At 62.7% G+C, this 16,725-nt stretch carries 16 protein-coding genes; 8 read left to right on the top strand and 8 right to left on the bottom strand.

Annotated elements, in window-relative coordinates:
- Positions 1–136: 136 nt before the first annotated feature.
- Positions 137–1,294, bottom strand: coding sequence for a DUF1501 domain-containing protein (locus NKI18_RS17695; RefSeq protein WP_353020115.1), 1,158 nt, complete (start codon positions 1,292–1,294; stop codon positions 137–139).
- Complete coding sequence (locus NKI18_RS17690) at positions 1,285–2,652, bottom strand: S8 family serine peptidase (RefSeq protein ID WP_023674107.1); 1,368 nt, start codon at positions 2,650–2,652, stop codon at positions 1,285–1,287. Before NKI18_RS17690 ends, NKI18_RS17695 begins: the two co-directional genes overlap by 10 nt.
- A 173-nt stretch (positions 2,653–2,825) precedes the next feature.
- Between NKI18_RS17690 and NKI18_RS17685 the strand changes: the two genes are divergently transcribed.
- A complete protein-coding gene (locus NKI18_RS17685) occupies positions 2,826–3,404 on the top strand; it encodes a hypothetical protein (protein ID WP_352593319.1) in 579 nt (192 codons plus the stop codon).
- Between the two features lie 10 nt (positions 3,405–3,414).
- On the opposite strand, the gene NKI18_RS17680 is transcribed toward NKI18_RS17685, so the two are convergent.
- Entirely contained in the window at positions 3,415–5,145 is a 1,731-nt protein-coding gene (locus NKI18_RS17680) for an adenylate/guanylate cyclase domain-containing protein (protein WP_352615258.1), read from the bottom strand.
- A gap of 232 nt (positions 5,146–5,377) precedes the next feature.
- Between NKI18_RS17680 and NKI18_RS17675 the strand changes: the two genes are divergently transcribed.
- Positions 5,378–6,553, top strand: coding sequence for a YcaO-like family protein (locus tag NKI18_RS17675; protein ID WP_353020114.1), 1,176 nt, complete (start codon positions 5,378–5,380; stop codon positions 6,551–6,553).
- A gap of 76 nt (positions 6,554–6,629) precedes the next feature.
- On the opposite strand, the gene NKI18_RS17670 is transcribed toward NKI18_RS17675, so the two are convergent.
- Together NKI18_RS17670 and NKI18_RS17665 are read right to left on the bottom strand one after the other, a co-directional pair.
- On the bottom strand, positions 6,630–7,559 hold the full coding sequence (locus NKI18_RS17670) for a DnaJ C-terminal domain-containing protein (RefSeq protein ID WP_352615255.1): 930 nt from the start codon (positions 7,557–7,559) through the stop codon (positions 6,630–6,632).
- A gap of 100 nt (positions 7,560–7,659) precedes the next feature.
- The gene (locus NKI18_RS17665; protein ID WP_352615253.1) at positions 7,660–8,121 is read right to left on the bottom strand and encodes an RT0821/Lpp0805 family surface protein; all 462 of its coding nucleotides are present in this window, start codon (positions 8,119–8,121) and stop codon (positions 7,660–7,662) included.
- Positions 8,122–8,160: 39 nt separating this feature from the next.
- Between NKI18_RS17665 and pdxH the strand changes: the two genes are divergently transcribed.
- Together pdxH and NKI18_RS17655 are read left to right on the top strand one after the other, a co-directional pair.
- Positions 8,161–8,778 carry a pyridoxamine 5'-phosphate oxidase gene (gene pdxH / locus NKI18_RS17660; RefSeq protein WP_292663882.1) on the top strand — a complete coding sequence of 206 codons (618 nt, stop codon included), beginning with the start codon at positions 8,161–8,163 and terminating at the stop codon, positions 8,776–8,778.
- Positions 8,779–8,995: 217 nt separating this feature from the next.
- Positions 8,996–9,271 (top strand): hypothetical protein, encoded by a 276-nt coding sequence (locus NKI18_RS17655; RefSeq protein ID WP_023674100.1) that lies wholly within the window; start codon positions 8,996–8,998, stop codon positions 9,269–9,271.
- A gap of 72 nt (positions 9,272–9,343) precedes the next feature.
- On the opposite strand, the gene NKI18_RS17650 is transcribed toward NKI18_RS17655, so the two are convergent.
- The gene (locus tag NKI18_RS17650; protein ID WP_352615251.1) at positions 9,344–10,096 is read right to left on the bottom strand and encodes a crotonase/enoyl-CoA hydratase family protein; all 753 of its coding nucleotides are present in this window, start codon (positions 10,094–10,096) and stop codon (positions 9,344–9,346) included.
- A 53-nt stretch (positions 10,097–10,149) separates the two neighbouring features.
- The gene (locus NKI18_RS17645; protein WP_352615249.1) at positions 10,150–11,913 is read right to left on the bottom strand and encodes an acyl-CoA dehydrogenase family protein; all 1,764 of its coding nucleotides are present in this window, start codon (positions 11,911–11,913) and stop codon (positions 10,150–10,152) included.
- 211 nt (positions 11,914–12,124) lie between these two features.
- Between NKI18_RS17645 and NKI18_RS17640 the strand changes: the two genes are divergently transcribed.
- The 3 genes from NKI18_RS17640 (at position 12,125) to NKI18_RS17630 (ending at position 14,208) form a co-directional block, all read left to right on the top strand.
- A complete protein-coding gene (locus tag NKI18_RS17640; protein ID WP_352593287.1) occupies positions 12,125–12,412 on the top strand; it encodes a type II toxin-antitoxin system TacA family antitoxin in 288 nt (95 codons plus the stop codon).
- The gene (locus NKI18_RS17635; RefSeq protein WP_352615247.1) at positions 12,409–12,912 is read left to right on the top strand and encodes a GNAT family N-acetyltransferase; all 504 of its coding nucleotides are present in this window, start codon (positions 12,409–12,411) and stop codon (positions 12,910–12,912) included. The genes NKI18_RS17640 and NKI18_RS17635 overlap by 4 nt, the downstream gene beginning before the upstream one ends.
- A gap of 195 nt (positions 12,913–13,107) precedes the next feature.
- Entirely contained in the window at positions 13,108–14,208 is a 1,101-nt protein-coding gene (locus NKI18_RS17630; RefSeq protein WP_352593424.1) for a glycoside hydrolase family 25 protein, read from the top strand.
- A gap of 21 nt (positions 14,209–14,229) precedes the next feature.
- On the opposite strand, the gene purD is transcribed toward NKI18_RS17630, so the two are convergent.
- Positions 14,230–15,507, bottom strand: coding sequence for a phosphoribosylamine--glycine ligase (gene purD, locus NKI18_RS17625; RefSeq protein ID WP_352615245.1), 1,278 nt, complete (start codon positions 15,505–15,507; stop codon positions 14,230–14,232).
- A 156-nt stretch (positions 15,508–15,663) separates the two neighbouring features.
- Here purD and ubiA point away from each other — a divergent pair, with 156 nt between their 5' ends.
- On the top strand, positions 15,664–16,647 hold the full coding sequence (gene ubiA, locus NKI18_RS17620) for a 4-hydroxybenzoate octaprenyltransferase (RefSeq protein ID WP_353020121.1): 984 nt from the start codon (positions 15,664–15,666) through the stop codon (positions 16,645–16,647).
- Positions 16,648–16,725: the final 78 nt, after the last annotated feature.

Here is a 16,725-nt window from a genome sequence, read left to right as displayed (position 1 = left end):
TTCGAAACCCTTCACAATAGCCGTGATTCCGGAAGCTTCTTAGAAGCGGCCACTTAAGATTAGGCGTCGCCTATTGCAGTCCGATGCGTCCCGTAGCCGACGAAAACGCGGATAAGAAGCTAAACCGCGCTGGAGATCACATCGAAGCCAGTCGACCTCCGCCTGGACAACGGCTCCCGATAAACAGTCCACGCACCGCCGGTATCCCGGCAGCGCCTGGGAAAATTTCAGCCATTGCTCGGTCAGGAAGACGCAGGTGTTCCGTCAGCACGCCCTTTATGATCGATCGTACGTCCGTCGTAGCAGCCAAGTCTGTTCCGCCATGAAGCAGGTCTCGAGCAAGACCGGGCCAGCGATTGCCTACTCGCCCGCCGGCAACGGCGCCACCCATTAACAAGGTGACACTCGCGACGCCGTGATCAGTGCCGCCGTCGGTGTTGGGCACCACGGAACGGCCGAACTCCGTGACCACCAGCACCGCCGTCCTGTTCCAGGCAGGCCCGGACGCTTGGGCAAATGCAATGAGGCCCCGCGCCAGCCCATTCAAACTCCGCGCCAGCCTTCCGAAGTCCGCTCCCTGCGCCACATGCGTGTCGAAGCCGGCCACCTCGAGCATCGCGATCCGCGGTCCGCCCGTAGCTGACAGGGCAAGCGCCGCGCTCCTGGCCGCGTCGCCGAAGCGAGCCGCGTCGCATGCGGCATGTTGTTCCAGCAGGCTTTCGCTGCCCTTTGCGCCGGACGGCCAAGTGCCCTCGGCGCAGAGGCGGACGAGGTCGAGCCGAGGATTGGCCAGCGCAAGATGGGCCAGCATGTCCATCGATCGATCGGCCGGTCTGGCCCGCCACACCGCCTTCTGCCGGCGCGACAGTACAGACGAAGCCCGGTCGAGCCATCCGGCGCTGCCGCCGTCAATATCGCCGTCGAACAGCGCCGCCTGGGCGGTCGCGTGGGACCGGCCCGCATCCGGAATGGCGGTCGCGGGCACGATGAGCAACTCGCCGCACGAGTAGTGGGGCAGGAGAGACCCGAGCGCCGGATGAAGCGCGAAGAGCCCGTCGAGCTTGAGCATCTCGGCGACGCCAGAGTTCGGGAAAGGCACGAGGGGCCCGCGTACCGAGGCAAAATGCGGATCGCCGTAGGGCGGCACGGCAGCTAGTGCATCGAGTCCGCCACGCACGTGGACGAGCAGAAGGCGAGGATCTTCGTCCACAAGCGAGGCACCGGCCAGACGCACGCTACCGAACGCGGACGCCAAGGCCAAACCTTGCAGCGCTGCCCTTCGGGTCAGTTGCATTTAGGCTCGTCCGAACTTGGGTTCACCGGCGTACCCGCGGTCATATACCCTAGCAGATCCGTATTCGGGCTAAGACTTCCCGTTGTCAGAGCCTTGTTAGTCGGCTGCGCGTTGCGAACCAAAAGGCCGGCAAGTGCCGGGGCTGCGAAAGATGTGCCCGAACAGATGTTCCTCCGGAGCTTGCCGTTCTTTCGGCTCTTCCACAGTGACAGGACATTGACGCCCGGTTCGGCATAGGACGCGCCGAACGCCCCCCCGCGCCATAGCGTGTCGCACCAGGCGTTGCTGATGCCTTGGCATTTCCCAGGAGTTGCCACCTGAATATATTCGCTGTTGGAAGCCGAAGCGCTGTATATCGCTCCCACCTTGTTTCCTGTCGTCACAGGCGAAAAATAAGTCGCCGCATTGGCCGGGAAATAAGACTGTACCCAAGGGCCCTCTTCGTCTTCCCGGGGGTTGCCCGCAGCTACCACAACGCGCACCTGACGGTCGGCGATCTGATAAAGAAGGGCGTCGAGAAATTTAAGATCTTGCAACGTGCTTCCGCGTCTGGTGCTCTCCAGATATAATGCACCCCAACTCAAGTTCAGAATATCCCCAGCGACCGCGTTGTCCCGAACATGGCGAAGCGCGAGAAGAGGCGGGCCGAAAATTTCGGTCTTCAGCTTACTGAAGGCCTTTACGATCTTGAGCGGGGCGTCGGGGCTGACACCAACCAGACCTATATACTGGTCGCCCTGCTTGACACGCTTTCCGCCGATAACTGCTGCCACCATCGTCCCGTGCCCTACCGTGTCGTCGAGGCTCGACACGGTCTGGCATGGGCTGCTCGTGCAATCGATGGCTTCCTGAACCTTGAGGAGCCCGGCGGTGACAACGCTCCAATCCACTCCGCTGTCGATGATCCATACGGTGGGCGATCCTGAAGCCACCGGCTGTGGTGACCCGACGACCCTGCAGACGCTGGGAGGGACAACATCCGCAGTCGGCGAGATGCCCAGGAGTTCCGGCCCCTCGCAGGTGGCACCATCGAACAGGTTCACCACGAAAGGATCCGGCTCCTCATATCCCCTGGAGCGCAGCTCTTCGATCTCGCTCTCGGAAAAGGTCCCCGTCACGATGCTGATACCGATATCCGGCATGTCCACCGCTTCCAGCTTGCCCTTGCCTGCGATGAACTTGTTTAGCGCGCCGATATCCTTGCGTAACTCCGCCGCCCTGGCGATGTCGACGATGAAAGTCTTTTCGATGTCACCGCTGTCGGTGAAGCCCTCCTCGCCTGACGCTTCCGGTCTCGCTGTTCCGACAACGGCGAGGAGACAGCCGAGCAACAGCACACGAAGTTGAGCAAGTATCATTCGTACACCCTCCGGCTGTCGTTACTGATACCGCGAGGATCAGAATGCTCCCAATACGGCTTTCTGTCCATGAAAACATCGAGTCGATGCGAGCATGCCGCCTGCGCATTGCTTGCGACAGATGCAAAATGCGTTTAGGCTATTTGCATTGACCTCGGAGGGGAGCCTCGGCGATGCCCAGGGCAGAATTGAAGCCAGGTCGGCAAGTCCAAGAGATCGGCGCAGCGATCGTAGGGGCCTGGCTCAAGCTTTTGCCGGCCTCGTCACGTATCTTGTCCATGGATTCAACAGATCCCCTAACAATTACCATTGATCGGCAGATTTTCGCCGTCGGTGATACTATCAGACTTCGGCCGGAAGCAGGCCGTGCCATCGGCAACATCAGGGTCCGGACCGCCGCCGCCGGAACAGCGCCACATTCGCAGACGCTGACGATAGAAGATCTGAATGGTCAGCCCATAAAATACGAGGATGACCCTCTCGACGGGGGCGACGCGATCCCGAATGCTGCCGCGTATGCGGACCTGAAGCGTGATCTCAAATTGGTGCTGGAAGACATCGTGGAAACGGGAGTGTCTGTCGAAGTTCACGTGGACGAACCGAACTTGATCAACGTGGTGGTGCCCCAGGTGCCGAGGGGGGTCCTGACCCGCAGCGATCTGATCGATTATCTCCACGACTATCACAAATACGCCCAGGGCAGGCACTACCATGACGAGCTCGCCACGGCCGTGCTCTTCGGCTGCAGGTAGTCGCCAGTCCCTACTCGGGCAATCCCGCTTCCCGCATACCGTTGAGCAGCGTGTTACGGTCTCCGTCCAGCTTGTAGGGTTCCTTGGTGGCGAACCGCCGCCCGGAGAACTCCGGTGCGCCACGCAGAACCAGAAACGTGTAGCTCTTCGCCTCTTGGCTTCGGCCAAGCAGGGCGTTCGCTGCAGCCAGATAGACCTTAACCCAGGTCGGCATGGTGGACGAGCGGCCCAGATCGACAACTGCCTTATCCGGACGGTGGGCAATGAAATGGGCAACACCGCGGAACGGCCAATACCATGAAGGCTCGTACAGGGGATCGAGCACTCGCGCCCGTTCGAACCAGTCCAAGGCACTTTGGGGCTCGCCGGCAAATGTTTGATAAGTCCCTTGATAGGAGACCTGCTCGGGATCGTGCGGATTGAGTTCGAGCGCGCGTGTGTATAGCTGAGATGCGACGTCGAAATCACGACGGTGGAGGAGCACCCAGCCCAGTATGTTCAGGCAGACTGGATCATTGGGGGAAAGCGCCACCGCTTTTTTGGCGATGTCATAAGCCTCGGCAAGCACCGCATCCGACGGCCCCATGTCGCGAAACCATTCAAGCTGTTTATAGTGGGCGAGCTTGGCGTACGCGCGCCCGTAGGACGGATCGAGCTCGATCGCCCTCTGATACCACTGTCGAGCCTCCATTTCCGCCGCGATGTCGCCCAGGGGCAGGGCATTGCCCCGAAGCACGCACTCATATGCCGCGAGATTGGCAGGTGGTTTACGTCGCGCCTTCTCGGCGCCTGCGGCCGTAAGACGGCCGATAACGGTCCCGACGATCTTTCCGATCAGTTCGTCCTGGACATCGAAGATGTCCTGCTCGTCCCCGTCGTAGCGCTCGGCCCACAAGCACTCACCCGAGGTTGCGTCGACCAGCTCGCATGTAATGCGCATTCGCCGGCCCATGCGGCGGATGCCGCCTTCGATGACGAAATCCACGCCGTTATCCGCCACCAGGTCCACATCCTTGAGCCGCGTCGACGTGTAATGGGACGCAACCGTAAGCTGGGTAAAGCGCGTCAGTTCCGTGACGATGTCTTCGGTGAAGCCGCCACTGAAATAGGGTTGGACGTCGCCCGCGCTCTTGAACGGGCGAACGAGGATGGAGGGCTTGCTCGGACCAGCCAACTGTGCAGTCGATGCAGGTGGCAGCCCTTTGGGCTTGTGGAACAACGAGTATACGGGAATCGAGCGTGGAATGTTCTTGAGATGCTGTTCGCCGCAATATTCAAACGGAAGATGAATTTTGTCGCGAACTTCGTCGTGCACCTTTCCGGAAAGGCAGATTCCGCCCGGGCTGGCGAACTGTTCCAGGCGCGCGGCTATGTTGACGGTATCTCCAAACACATCGCCATCGGTATCGACAATAATATCACCGAAGTTGATCCCAATCCGGAGAAAAATTTCCTGGCTGGCCTTCCCCGAAGACTGGCCGACAAGCAGTTCCTGGACTTCCACTGCTGACTGCACGGCTCCGAAAGCGCTTGGGAACTCGGCGAGCATCCCGTCTCCGGTCGTTCTCACAACCCGTCCCCGGTGCTGCGTGATCCTAGGCTCTATATCGTCCTGCATGAGATGCTTGACGAGCGCGAAGGTGCGCTCCTCGTCCCGGGCCATCAGCGACGAGTAACCGACCACGTCAGCAGCCAGGATAGCCGTCAGACGTCGCTGAAGATTGCTGTCGCCCGCGTTCATTCTCTCCCTCGGCGGGTTATATTATGTTCGACGTTGGCTTGACGATATCAAAGCGTCTCGCAGGAGTTTGCATCATACTCCAGTGCGTGTCAGCGTGCGAATGAGCAATTGGTGCCGATACTGTAGAGGATTGAACATGTGAGGGCCGTGCTTGGGTGAAGGGTCCATAATGCCGGAGCGGCGGGCGTCCGAGGCAGGGGCCGGCGGGTCAAGCCTGGTTTACGGCCCCATCGTGATCACCGATCCCACGCTCAGATGCCCGATCACGGTCGCGGTCGGCCCCGTCCGAGGGGCCAGACCTTCTCGTTTTGTGTCAGGGTGGGGCAACACCACCCAGGAGGCGGCAACCGCCTGCGGGTATGAGGCCGATGAAACCTATTTCGCCCAGATGATCCCTCATGAGCGACTCTCACGCGCCCGCGCCGGCGAATTGCGCGGGCGCGTGATCGAGCCGCCTGCACTCACACTTTTCAGTGATGCGCAGTATTGCGAGCGGCTGCATTGGAACAAAAACGTCGATGATAGCCGCGCGGTCCCGATCCGCTGGCGCAGGTCGCAGCCGCTGGACTGGATCCGGAGCGATCCGCGCTTCAGCACGAGCGAGGCCTGGGTGCCTGCGGGATTGTGCTTTCTCGGGTATCCCAACGATGAGTCATCAGGTCTGCCGCCGGCGGACTCCAATGGTCTTGCGAGGGGATCGAGCATAGAGGACGCGGTCGTGCGCGGCTTCTGCGAAGTCGTGGAGCGCGATGCAACAGCCATATGGTGGTACAATCGGCTGGTTCTGCCTCGGATAGACCTGACTTCGCTGTCGGATGGACTGGCGTCCCAGTACGCCGATTGGCTGCTGACGCAGAACCGCGAATTGCGGCTTCTGCTCCTGACGCTTGACCTGCCCATCCCCATTGTCGCTGCAATTTCTCATCACGTCGGGGGTGGCACGATTGCGTTCGGATTCGCGGCCGGACGATCCATGTCGGAGGCGGCCCGGCGCGCGGTGGGGGAACTTGCAGAATGTGAGGCGAACCTTACCCTGCTCAAACGGAACGCCGATACGTCCGGCACGGCGGCCTTCACCCCCGGCGCGCTGCACCTCTATCGGTGGCACATGGACGAGAACATTCATCGCCTTCCTCACCTTTCCGGCAATTCAGCAGTTCAGGCCTCGTCGGCCGAGTTGCGACTGGATTGGAACTATTGCCTCGACATCTGCCACGAGCAGGAACTTGAGATCTTCGCGGTCAACCTGACGCACAACGCCGAATCGCCTGTTGCACGAGTGTTTGTACCTGGACTTCGTCCTACCAAGCCCCGGTTGGGCGGCGGCAGGCTCTATGATGTTCCTGTGCGCCTAGGTTTGAAGCCATCAGTTTCCCAGGCCATCAACGAGGTTCCCTTTCCATTGTGATCCGGATGGTCGCGGGCATGCCCACCCCGGAGTGCCCGCTTTACACACACGGCATTAAGCGCTGGCCTTTCGACCGTCAGCCCTTTCGCCGGCGCATCAGCGCCTCGAGCTCGGTGTCACCGCCATCCGGCAGCATCAGCCGCACATGCGCGTAGAGATCGCCGTGACCGCCGGCCTTTTCCGGTAGGCCCCTGCCCTTCAGCCGCAGAACCTTGTCCGAGCTCGACCAAGGGGGAACATTGACCGCAATCCTGCCGGTCGGAGTCTCGACCGCCACCTTGGCGCCATGCACCGCATCGGCCAGTTCCACCGGCAGGTCGACATGCAGGTCGCGGCCCTCGACGCGGTAGCGCGGGTGCCGGCGGAAACGGATTTTAACCAGCGCATCGCCCGGCTGCCCCGGTCCTTGCTCACCCTGGCCTTTCAACCGGATGGTCTGACCGTCCTCGACATAGGCCGGCAACTTGACCGCCATCTTGCGGCCGTCGGGGAACATCGCCGTCACCTTCTCCGCGGTGGCGGCTTCCTCGATGGTGACGTCCAGCGTCACGTTGAGATCGGCGGCGGTCGGGGCCTGACGGCGGCCGCCGGTGCCGGCGCCGCGCTGCTGGGTGAAAGCATCGCCGAAGATCTGGCTGAAGATGTCGCTGTTGCCGTCGAACGGATCGCCGCCGGGACGGCCCGTGCGGAATTCGAAATGCGCGCCGCCCGGCCCTTGCTGCCGGCGGAAACCGGCGAAAGGATCGGCGCCGCCAGCCGCGCCTTCGAAACCTTGGAAACGCTGTTTGCCATCGGCGTCGATCTCGCCGCGATCGAATGCCGCCCGGTTCTTCTCGTCGCCGACGATCTCGTAAGCCTGGTTGGCGGCGGCAAAACGGTCCTTCGCCTTGGGATCATCCGGATTCTGGTCCGGATGATACTTCTTGGCGAGCTTCCGGTATGCGGATTTTATGTCCTTGGCCGATGCGTTCTTGGCAACGCCCAGCACCTCATAGGGGTCGCGCATGCTTACTGCCCTGGAGAAGGAGTGGTTCCATGATCGCCTCCTATATGCGCTTGCATAGGAAGAAATTCCAGTGGCTTACCACTATATCGCCGGCGGAAAATCAGAGCGCCTTGAAGTCCTGCATTCGCCAGGCGCTGCCGCCGGCCAGGCATATTTCGCCTTTGAACAGCGCGACGCCGTCGAAGCTTTCGCGCGATGCGGTGAAGCGACGACATGTCTCGCCGTTAGCCCTGAATTCTGCGAGCTCGGTGATGGAGCCGCGCGAGCCGGTGTCGGCATTCGCCCAGGGAACGGCCTGCCCGGCCAGTTGCTCGACGTCGGCGGAGGACACGGCGTTGCGGATCGTGGCCTGGTCGGAGGCGCGGTCCTGATCGAGCGGCGTGACTGAGGCCGACGTGCTCGAGGTCAGCACCGAGCGGTCGACCTCCGCCTGCTCCAGGCTGAAGCCGCCGCCACCACAGGCGGCAAGCGGCAGGACGATTATCACGATCATGGCTTTGGCGCTGGCCGAAGCGATAACGCTCCATTGCCCACTGTCAAAAGCTTGCGCGATACGCGACAATCGGCAATCTCCCCAGCCGGCGACAAATTTGGGAAAACTATGAGCGAAACCGGGTTAACAAGCGGTGACTTTACCGAGGCGGCGGAGCCGTTCCGGCTCTTTGCGGCGTGGCTCGACGACGCGACGAAGAGCGAGATCAACGACCCCAACAGCGTGGCGCTGGCGACCGTTGATGCCGAAGGCATGCCGAATGTGCGTATGGTGCTGCTCAAGGGGTTCGATGAGGGCGGCTTTGTCTTCTACACGAACTTCGAGAGCGCCAAGGGCCGTGAGATCCTTGGCAGCATGAAAGCGGCGATGTGCTTCCACTGGAAATCGCTGCGCCGGCAGGTGCGGGCGCGCGGCCCGGTGGAGATCGTCACCGACGCCGAAGCCGACGCCTACTACGCGACGCGTCCGCGCGGCAGCCGCATCGGCGCCTGGGCGTCCAAACAGTCGCGGCCGCTGGAGAGCCGCTTCGCGCTGGAAAAAGCGGTCGCCGAATACACGGCGCGCCATGCGATCGGCGACATCCCGCGGCCAAAACACTGGTCGGGCTTCCGCATCGTGCCGCAGACCATCGAGTTCTGGCACGACCGTCCGTTCCGGCTGCACGACCGTGTCGTGTTTTCGCGCAACGCCGAGGGCGGTTGGGACAAGGTGAGGCTTTATCCGTAGGGCACGACGGTGGAGCGCCGGCGCCCATTTTTTCAGCCCTTCTTCCTGGTCATGAAGGCGGCCAAGGCCGGGCCGCTTCTGCCGGATTTCCAATTCCCACTATCACGATCTCGTGTGCGTGAAACGTTCCAGCTTGCCGGAACGAACCAGGAAAGGGCTCAACGCGCCGCTGGCGCAAATTCAGGAGGAAGCAATGCATTCACTCAGGTTGGTCACGATGGCCGGTCTTGCCTGCCTTTTCGCTTCGCAAGCCTTTGCGGAGGACGCGATGGGGACAATGACGGTGATGAAGGGTGGGGAGGTCATGGCGATCATGCCCGATGGGCATATGGGCACCATGATGCCCGACGCGAAGATGAGCGCCGAAATGATGAAAATGGCGAAACCGATCAAGCATTGCATGATGTTGATGACCGACGCCAAAGGCAAGACATTCATGATCGACACGTCTTCGGCAAAGGCCCAGGCCGAATGTAAAAAAATGGCGATGTGACAAAGAGATCATGGCAAGAAAACCCGCCGGTTGCTGCCGGCGGGTCCACGATGCGAGACAAGGCCAGAAGGTCTAGGCCTTCTTCCTGGTCATGAAGGCCGTCAAGGCTGCGCGGGCCTCGTCGGATTTGAGCCGCTCGCGGAAATGCTGGCTTTCCTGGCCGATGCGCTCGACAAGGGCGTCGCGCGAGCCGCGCATCAGGTCGCGCGCGATCTTCAGCGCTTGCGGCGGCTTGGCGGCGATCTGGCCCGCCGCCGCCAATACCGATGCTTCGAGTGCCTCTTCCTCGACCACCTCGTAGATCAGCCCGGCGGCCTTCGCCCTCTCGGCCGAAAAGCCCTCGCCGAGGCCAAGCAGCGCGAAGGCGCCTTGGCGGCCGAGGATCTGCGGCGCGAGCAGGCTCGAACCGGCCTCCGGCACAAGGCCGAGATCGACGAAGGGCGTCCGGAATATTGTGCGCGGCGTGGCGAAGGTCAGGTCGCAATGCAGGTTGAGCGTGGTGCCGATACCGACCGCAATGCCGTCGACGCCGGAAACCATCGGCTTCTCCGCTTTGGCCAGCGCCATCAGGAAATCCCAGACTTCGGTACCGCTTTCGCCGCCCGAGGCGACGACCATGAAATCGGCAAGGTCGTTACCGGACGAGAAGGCACCGGGCACGCCGAGAAAGACATGGACGCGGATCGCCGGATCGGCGTCGCCGCCGGCAAGAGCCGCCGACATCGTCGCGTACATGGCGCGGGTCAGGGCGTTCTTCTTGTCCGGACGGTTGATGCGGATGATCTGGATGGCACCCTGGCGTTCGACGAGGATGTGGTCTGTCACGGATTGGTCCTTTGTGAATTTTGGGCCTTTGTGAATATCGGCGCGTGCGAACGTCAGGCTGAAATCAGCGGCTTGCCGGCAACGGCAAGGCTGTCGGCGCCGCCGACGACGCGCTCCTTCAGCGCGCCCACTTCGCCAAGCAGGTTCTCGGCGAAGAACCGGCAAAGCGCGATGCGGTTTTGGTCGGCAAGCGCGCCGCGCGCCAGATAGGCGCCGCCCGCGGCAAGCGAGATCAGCCTGAGATAGGGTGTCGCGCCGGCCAGCGCCTCGTCCGAACGGCCTTGGTCGAGCAGGTCTTGCAGGAAACGGGTCGCCTGGGAGAGGTCGTCGAGCGCCTGGTCGAGGCGATCGGCGGTGCGGCCGAAGCCTTCAAGGTTCGACGCTCGCGCCGCATCGGCGACGGCCTTGAGTTCGGCGATGTAGCCATGCACATGCCGGCCGCCGCCGAGCGGCAGCTTGCGCGTCACCAGATCGATCGCCTGGATGCCATTGGTGCCTTCGTAAATGGGCGCGATACGCGCGTCGCGATAAAGTGCTGCGGCCCCTGTCTCCTCGATGAACCCCATGCCGCCATGCACCTGCAGCCCAAGCGAGGCGACCTCGACGCCGACATCGGTCGAAAAGGCCTTGGCCAGCGGCGTCAACAGATTGGCGCGCTCCTGCCAGTGCTTTGCATCTTCGCTCTGTGACGCGAGATCGATGGCGTGGGCGCAGGAATAGCAGATGGCACGGGCAATCTGGGTCAGCGCCTTCATGGTCAGAAGACTGCGCTGGATGTCGGGGTGATGCACGATCGGCGCCATGCCGGCACCGCGATAGCTCGCCGCTTTGCCTTGCCGGCGGTCGTTTGCATAGGCGAGCGCCTTCTGCGTCGCGGCCTCGGCGACCGCGACGCCCTGCATGCCGACGGCAAGGCGCGCATTGTTCATCATGGTGAACATGCAGGCGAGGCCCTTGTTCTCCTCGCCGACCAGCCAGCCGATCGCGCCGGGCCTGCTGCCTTCGAAGCCATCGCCATAAATCATCGTGCAGGTCGGCGAAGCGTGGATGCCCAGTTTGTGCTCCAGCCCGGAGCAGAAGACGTCGTTGCGCCTGCCCAGCGCGCCATCGTCTCCGACGAGGAATTTCGGCACCAGGAACAAAGACAGGCCGCGCGTGCCGGCCGGCGCGTCCGGCAGCCGCGCCAGCACCAGATGGATGATGTTGTCGGTGAAATCGTGCTCGCCATAGGTGATGAATATCTTTTGCCCGAAGATGCGGTAGGTGCCGTCGCCGGCCGGTTCGGCGCGGGTTCGCAAGGCATTCAGGTCCGAGCCTGCCTGCGGCTCGGTCAGGTTCATGGTGCCCATCCATTCGCCGGAGACCAGTTTTTCCAGATATTTGACCTTGAGTGCCTTCGAGCCATGCTTGTCGAGTGCTTCGACCGCGGCCATGGTCAGCGTCGGGGCGATGCCGAACGCCATCGAGGCGGAGTTCCACATTTCGAGCGCGGCGACGCCGAGCATGGCCGGCAGCGCCTGGCCGCCATACGCTTCCGGCGCGGACAGCGCATTCCAGCCGCCGCCGATCCAGCGGCGATAAAGTTCCTTCCAGCCGGGCGGGGTAGTGACGGCATCGCCGTTGAGCACCGCGCCGTGCTGGTCGCCGACCGTGTAGAGCGGCGCCACCTCCTCGCTGGCGAAGCGGCCGGCCTCGGCCAGAATGGCGTCGACAAGGTCCTCGCCGAGTTCGCCAAAATTGCCTGCATCGAGCGCCGGCTTCAAGCCGGCGACATGCTTCAGGGTGAAGGCGATCTCCTCGACCGGTGCCCGATACATGGCGTTCGCTCCTCCTCAGCCCGGCCCTCCCCAGTCTGGCCCTCCCCAGTCTGGCAGGTCTACTTAAGACCTGTGCCGATGCAAAATCATCTGCTTTCGGAGTTCCCTGTCCATCTTCTTTTTACGTAAACGTCAAACTTTGTCACGCGGATTTTGCAATTGCTGGCTCGTATGCAAAATTACTTAGAGCCGCGCATCAGGGATGACGATAATGCCAAACCAACAGACCCGCACCGCCCGTCTCGAAGCCCGTATTTCGCCGGATATGCTGGACGTGGTGAAACGTGCCGCCGAAATCCAGGGCCGCAGCGTCAGCGACTTCGTGGTCGCCGCCGCTCAAGAGGCGGCGCAGCGTACTATCGAGAACACCACCATCATGCGTATTTCCGTCGAGGATCAGCGCGCCATGATGGAGGCGATTCTCAATCCGCCCGAGCCCAATGAAGCACTGCGCAAAACCGCCGACGCCCACAAACGGCTTGTCGTCGAATCCCGGTGAATTTCACCATCATCATCGAACCGCTCGGCGGATCGCATGATCGCAAGGCGTTCAGCTGCGGGGTGTCGGCGCTCGACCGCTATATACGGGAGCAAGCCAGCCAGGATGTCAAACGCCGAGTCGGCAACTGCTTCGTTGCCGTGGATCGCGATGTCGGCGCGATCGCCGGATATTACACTTTGGCGGCGTCGAGCATACCGATCGCGTCCTTGCCTGACGAACAGACAAAACATCTGCCACGCTACCCGGTTCTGCCCGCGATATTGGTCGGCAGGCTGGCCGTCGATGCCCGATACCAGCGGCGGCGGGTCGGGTCGGCGCTGATCGTGGATGCGCTACGACGTAGCGTTAGCGCTGCCCCAGCAGCCTTCCCGTTGATTGTCGATGCCAAGGATGACCAGGCGGTCGCGTATTATCGCAAGCATGGCTTCACCCCATTTCAGAGCCGCCCGCTATCACTGTTCCTGCCCATAGCAACAGCGTTGAAGCTATTTGGCTGACAATCGCAACCATCGCTTTGCTCTTGAGGAGCACCAAGGATCGCTTCGCCAGCGCTCCAACTCGCCCACTCGGCACCCGAAGCATTTCCTTAACCATGGCGGTTCAGGATTTGGCTTTGGCCAGCAAGGATGTGCTGTTTGAAAACGCCGGCGCGCCCCCTTGTCCGCTCAGCGCTTCTCGTTGTCGCGGCCGCGATGACCCTGGCGCTGACGCCGGCAAAGGCCTCGGATTTCTCCGAACCTTGGAAGGATGCCGACCGGGCGCTGGTCGTCGACGCCTACGAATACAATTCCATCGACTGGACCCGGCTAGCCGCCGACAAGCGTCTTGTCGGCTTCATCAACAAGGCATCCGACGGAATGCCGCCACCCTATTTCTGTTTCGGCGACGAGACCGAGACGCGGCTGTGCAAGACGCTTTGGAAGCGCCATGCGATGGCACAGGAACTGTTCCAGACGCGCAAGGTGGTGGCCAAGGCGCTGGGCCTGAAATGGGGTGCCTATCATCTCGCCCGCCCCGGCAACCCCGTGGGACAGGCCAATAACTTCATCAATTTCGTGAAACCCGGGCCGGATGACCTGCTTGCCCTCGACATCGAGGACGATGATCCCACCCAATGGATGTCGCTCGAGGATGCCGAGGAATTCGTGCGCCATGTGCATCGTCGGGTTGGCCGCTTTCCAGTGCTCTACACCAACGGCACGACAGCCAGGCATATCGCCGACAACAAGTATAAATACCCGCTCCTGTCCCGGCTGCCGCTGTGGTATGCGCGCTACAAGCCAGACATCGGCGTGCATTTTCCGATGGGCAACTGGCAGGGTTATGCGCTCTGGCAGTTTTCGGCGCGAGCAAACTGCGGCCGGTTCCGCTGCCCTTACAGGGTCGCGGGCACACCCAACGATATCGACGTCAGCGTCGCGCCGATGAACGCCACGGAATTGCGCGCGCAGTGGCCGTTCGGCGGCCTGATCGACGTGCAGCCGGATTATCTCACCTCGATACCGGTGCCGCTCTCACGCGAAGCCGGGCTCGCCGGCGGCACCATCACTTACGCCAGCGTGACGCCAGCAAGCTTCGAGGAGATGGTCGCGGTATTCAGGGCGCGCCTGGCCAGGTTCAGCAGCGGCTTTCAAATGCCTGCGGCGAAGGCGGCGCCGGGCCTTCCGCGCGGGATTGCCGAATATGTCGCCTGGACGCGAAACGAAAAGCGTGCGGCATCGGTGCCAGGATTTGTCTCCACCGCCGACGCGGTCAGCAGCGTCTCGACTGAATTCGACCACGGCTTGCGCTGAGGCCGAAGGCCGCCCGAAGCATCAGTTCGCCTGCTCGCGCGCCACCGCCAGCCAGCCAATGTCGCGGCGGCAAAAGCCTTGCGGCCAGTCGATCCGGTCGAGCGCGGCGTAGGCCTTCTTCTGCGCCTCGCCGACGGTGCGGCCGGTCGCCGTGATGTTGAGCACGCGGCCGCCATTGGCGACGAGTGCGCCGCCGTTTATGGCGGTGCCGGCATGAAATATCTCGACGCCCTCACCCGCCGCCGCCTCGACGCCGCGGATGACCGAGCCCTTTTCCGGCGTGCCGGGATAGCCCCTGGCTGCCATCACCACCGTGAGCGCCGCCTCGTCGCGCCAGCGCACCGAAGTATGCGCCAGCTGGCCGTCGGCGGCGGCGTTAAGCAGGACGAGCAGATCGTCCTTCAGCCGCATCATCAGCACCTGGCATTCCGGGTCGCCGAAACGGGTGTTGTATTCGATCAGCTTCGGCCCCTTCTCTGATATCATCAGCCCGGCGAACAGCACGCCGGAAAACGGTGCGCCTGTTTCAGCCATGCCGCGCATGGTCGGCTCGACGATCTCGCGCATGGTGCGGTCGATCATCTCCGGCGTCATCACCGGCGCCGGCGAATAGGCGCCCATGCCGCCGGTGTTGGGGCCGGTGTCGCCGTCACTGAGGCGCTTATGGTCCTGCGCGGTGCCGAAGGGCAGCGCGGTGGTGCCGTCGCACAGGCAGAAGAAGCTTGCTTCTTCGCCGACGAGAAACTCCTCGACCACCACTTCCGCGCCGGCCTGGCCGAAGGAGCCGTCAAAACAGGCGTCGAGCGCGGCCAGCGCCTCGTCAAGCGTCATGGCGACGGTGACGCCCTTGCCGGCAGCGAGGCCGTCGGCCTTGATGACGATCGGCGCACCCGTCTTCTCGACATAGGCCCTGGCCGAAGCCAGATCGTCGAAGCGGCCATAGGCGGCGGTCGGGATGCCGTATTTGGCGCAGAGGTCTTTGGTGAAACCCTTTGATCCTTCCAGCCGTGCCGCCGCCTTTGACGGACCGAAGACGCGGATGCCCTCGGCGCGCAGGTCGTCGGCGATGCCGGCGACCAGCGGCCCTTCCGGTCCGACCACGACGAGGTCTATTTCATTCTCGCGGCAAAACCGGACCACCGCTGCGTGATCGGCAGTATCGAGCCTCACCAGTTCGGCTTCGTGGCCGATGCCCGGATTGCCGGGCGCCGCGTAGAGTTTGGTCAGCAGCGGCGACGCCGCGATCTTCCAGGCCAGCGCATGTTCTCGTCCGCCGGAGCCGATCAGCAAAACACGCATGCCCAGATTCCTCGTCATTCCAAGACCAGGACTGCGCTATTGCGCCGCGCGCGACGGGTCAAGACATTTGGCTGCCGAAGCGCCGATTGCGCGTGGCGAGCGTGCGGGGGCTGCTTGACGCTTGACGGCATTCGCCTCTGCTGCCACTCCAGCAAAATGGAAACCGTCCAGTCGAAAGCGGCCCAGGGCCGCGTCGCCGATGCGCCGAGCGGCCACTGGGTCTATCGCGTGCTGCCGCGGGGGTTGTGGCCCTATGCGCAGCTTGCCCGGTGGGACCGGCCGATCGGCTGGCAATTGCTGCTGTGGCCATGCTGGTGGTCGACTGCCCTTGCCGCGAGCGCCTATCCGCGTCCGGCGGATCCGCTGCTCTCGCTGCTGCCGTCGCCGTGGTACCTGCTGCTGTTTTTTCTCGGCGCGTTCGCCATGCGTGGCGCCGGCTGCACCTACAATGACCTGGTCGACGAGGACATCGACAACCAGGTGGAACGCACGCGCTCGCGGCCGCTGCCGGCCGGCAAGGTCACGCGCCGGCAGGCCTGGATGTTTGTTGTCGTGCAGGCACTGGTCGGCCTTGCCGTGCTTTTGCAGTTCAACAGCTTCGCCATCTTGCTCGGCATCGGCTCGCTGGTCATCGTCGCCGTCTACCCATTCATGAAGCGGTACACCAATTGGCCGCAACTCGTTCTCGGCCTTGCCTTTTCCTGGGGAGCGGTCATGGGATGGGCGGTCGAGTTCGGCGATCTCGATGGGCCGGCAATCATGCTCTATATCGGCTCGATCCTGTGGGTGATCGGCTACGACACGATCTATGCGCATCAGGACAAGGAGGACGATGCCATCGTCGGCGTGCGCTCGACGGCGCGCCTGTTCGGCGACAACACCAAGGCCTGGCTGGCCGGGCTTTATGGCGGAGCGCTGGTCTGCTTCGCTATCGCCTTTGCCTCGGCGCAGGCACCGGTGCCTGCACTAGCCGGACTGATAGCCGCCGGCGCCCATATGGCGCGGCAGATCGCCATGCTCGACATCGACGATCCGGACCAGTGCCTGAGGCTGTTCAGATCGAACAACCAGGTCGGCTGGCTGATCTTCCTCGGCCTGATCGGCGGCGCGGCCTGGGTGGCGCTGAAGCCGCTGGTTTAAGAGCCTTTTCCCTTCTCCCCCCCTGTGGGAGAAGGTGGATTGGCGCGTAGCGCCAAGACGGTTGAGGGGTGTTGGACG

The sequence above is a fragment of the Mesorhizobium sp. M0800 genome, from assembly GCF_040320095.1.
Taxonomy (GTDB): Bacteria; Pseudomonadota; Alphaproteobacteria; order Rhizobiales; family Rhizobiaceae; genus Mesorhizobium.
This window is presented reverse-complemented; position numbering and strand designations above follow the sequence as displayed.

Excerpts from the sequence above, each read along its gene's own strand:
- NKI18_RS17695 (WP_353020115.1), bottom strand. The coding sequence starts at position 1,294 with ATGCAACTGACCCGAAGGGCAGCGCTGCAAGGTTTGGCCTTGGCGTCC.
- NKI18_RS17690 (WP_023674107.1), bottom strand. The coding sequence starts at position 2,652 with ATGATACTTGCTCAACTTCGTGTGCTGTTGCTCGGCTGTCTCCTCGCC.
- NKI18_RS17685 (WP_352593319.1), top strand. The coding sequence starts at position 2,826 with ATGCCCAGGGCAGAATTGAAGCCAGGTCGGCAAGTCCAAGAGATCGGC.
- NKI18_RS17680 (WP_352615258.1), bottom strand. The coding sequence starts at position 5,145 with ATGAACGCGGGCGACAGCAATCTTCAGCGACGTCTGACGGCTATCCTG.
- NKI18_RS17670 (WP_352615255.1), bottom strand. The coding sequence starts at position 7,559 with ATGCGCGACCCCTATGAGGTGCTGGGCGTTGCCAAGAACGCATCGGCC.
- pdxH (WP_292663882.1), top strand. The coding sequence starts at position 8,161 with ATGAGCGAAACCGGGTTAACAAGCGGTGACTTTACCGAGGCGGCGGAG.
- NKI18_RS17655 (WP_023674100.1), top strand. The coding sequence starts at position 8,996 with ATGGCCGGTCTTGCCTGCCTTTTCGCTTCGCAAGCCTTTGCGGAGGAC.
- NKI18_RS17645 (WP_352615249.1), bottom strand. The coding sequence starts at position 11,913 with ATGTATCGGGCACCGGTCGAGGAGATCGCCTTCACCCTGAAGCATGTC.
- NKI18_RS17640 (WP_352593287.1), top strand. The coding sequence starts at position 12,125 with ATGCCAAACCAACAGACCCGCACCGCCCGTCTCGAAGCCCGTATTTCG.
- NKI18_RS17630 (WP_352593424.1), top strand. The coding sequence starts at position 13,108 with ATGACCCTGGCGCTGACGCCGGCAAAGGCCTCGGATTTCTCCGAACCT.
- purD (WP_352615245.1), bottom strand. The coding sequence starts at position 15,507 with ATGCGTGTTTTGCTGATCGGCTCCGGCGGACGAGAACATGCGCTGGCC.
- ubiA (WP_353020121.1), top strand. The coding sequence starts at position 15,664 with ATGGAAACCGTCCAGTCGAAAGCGGCCCAGGGCCGCGTCGCCGATGCG.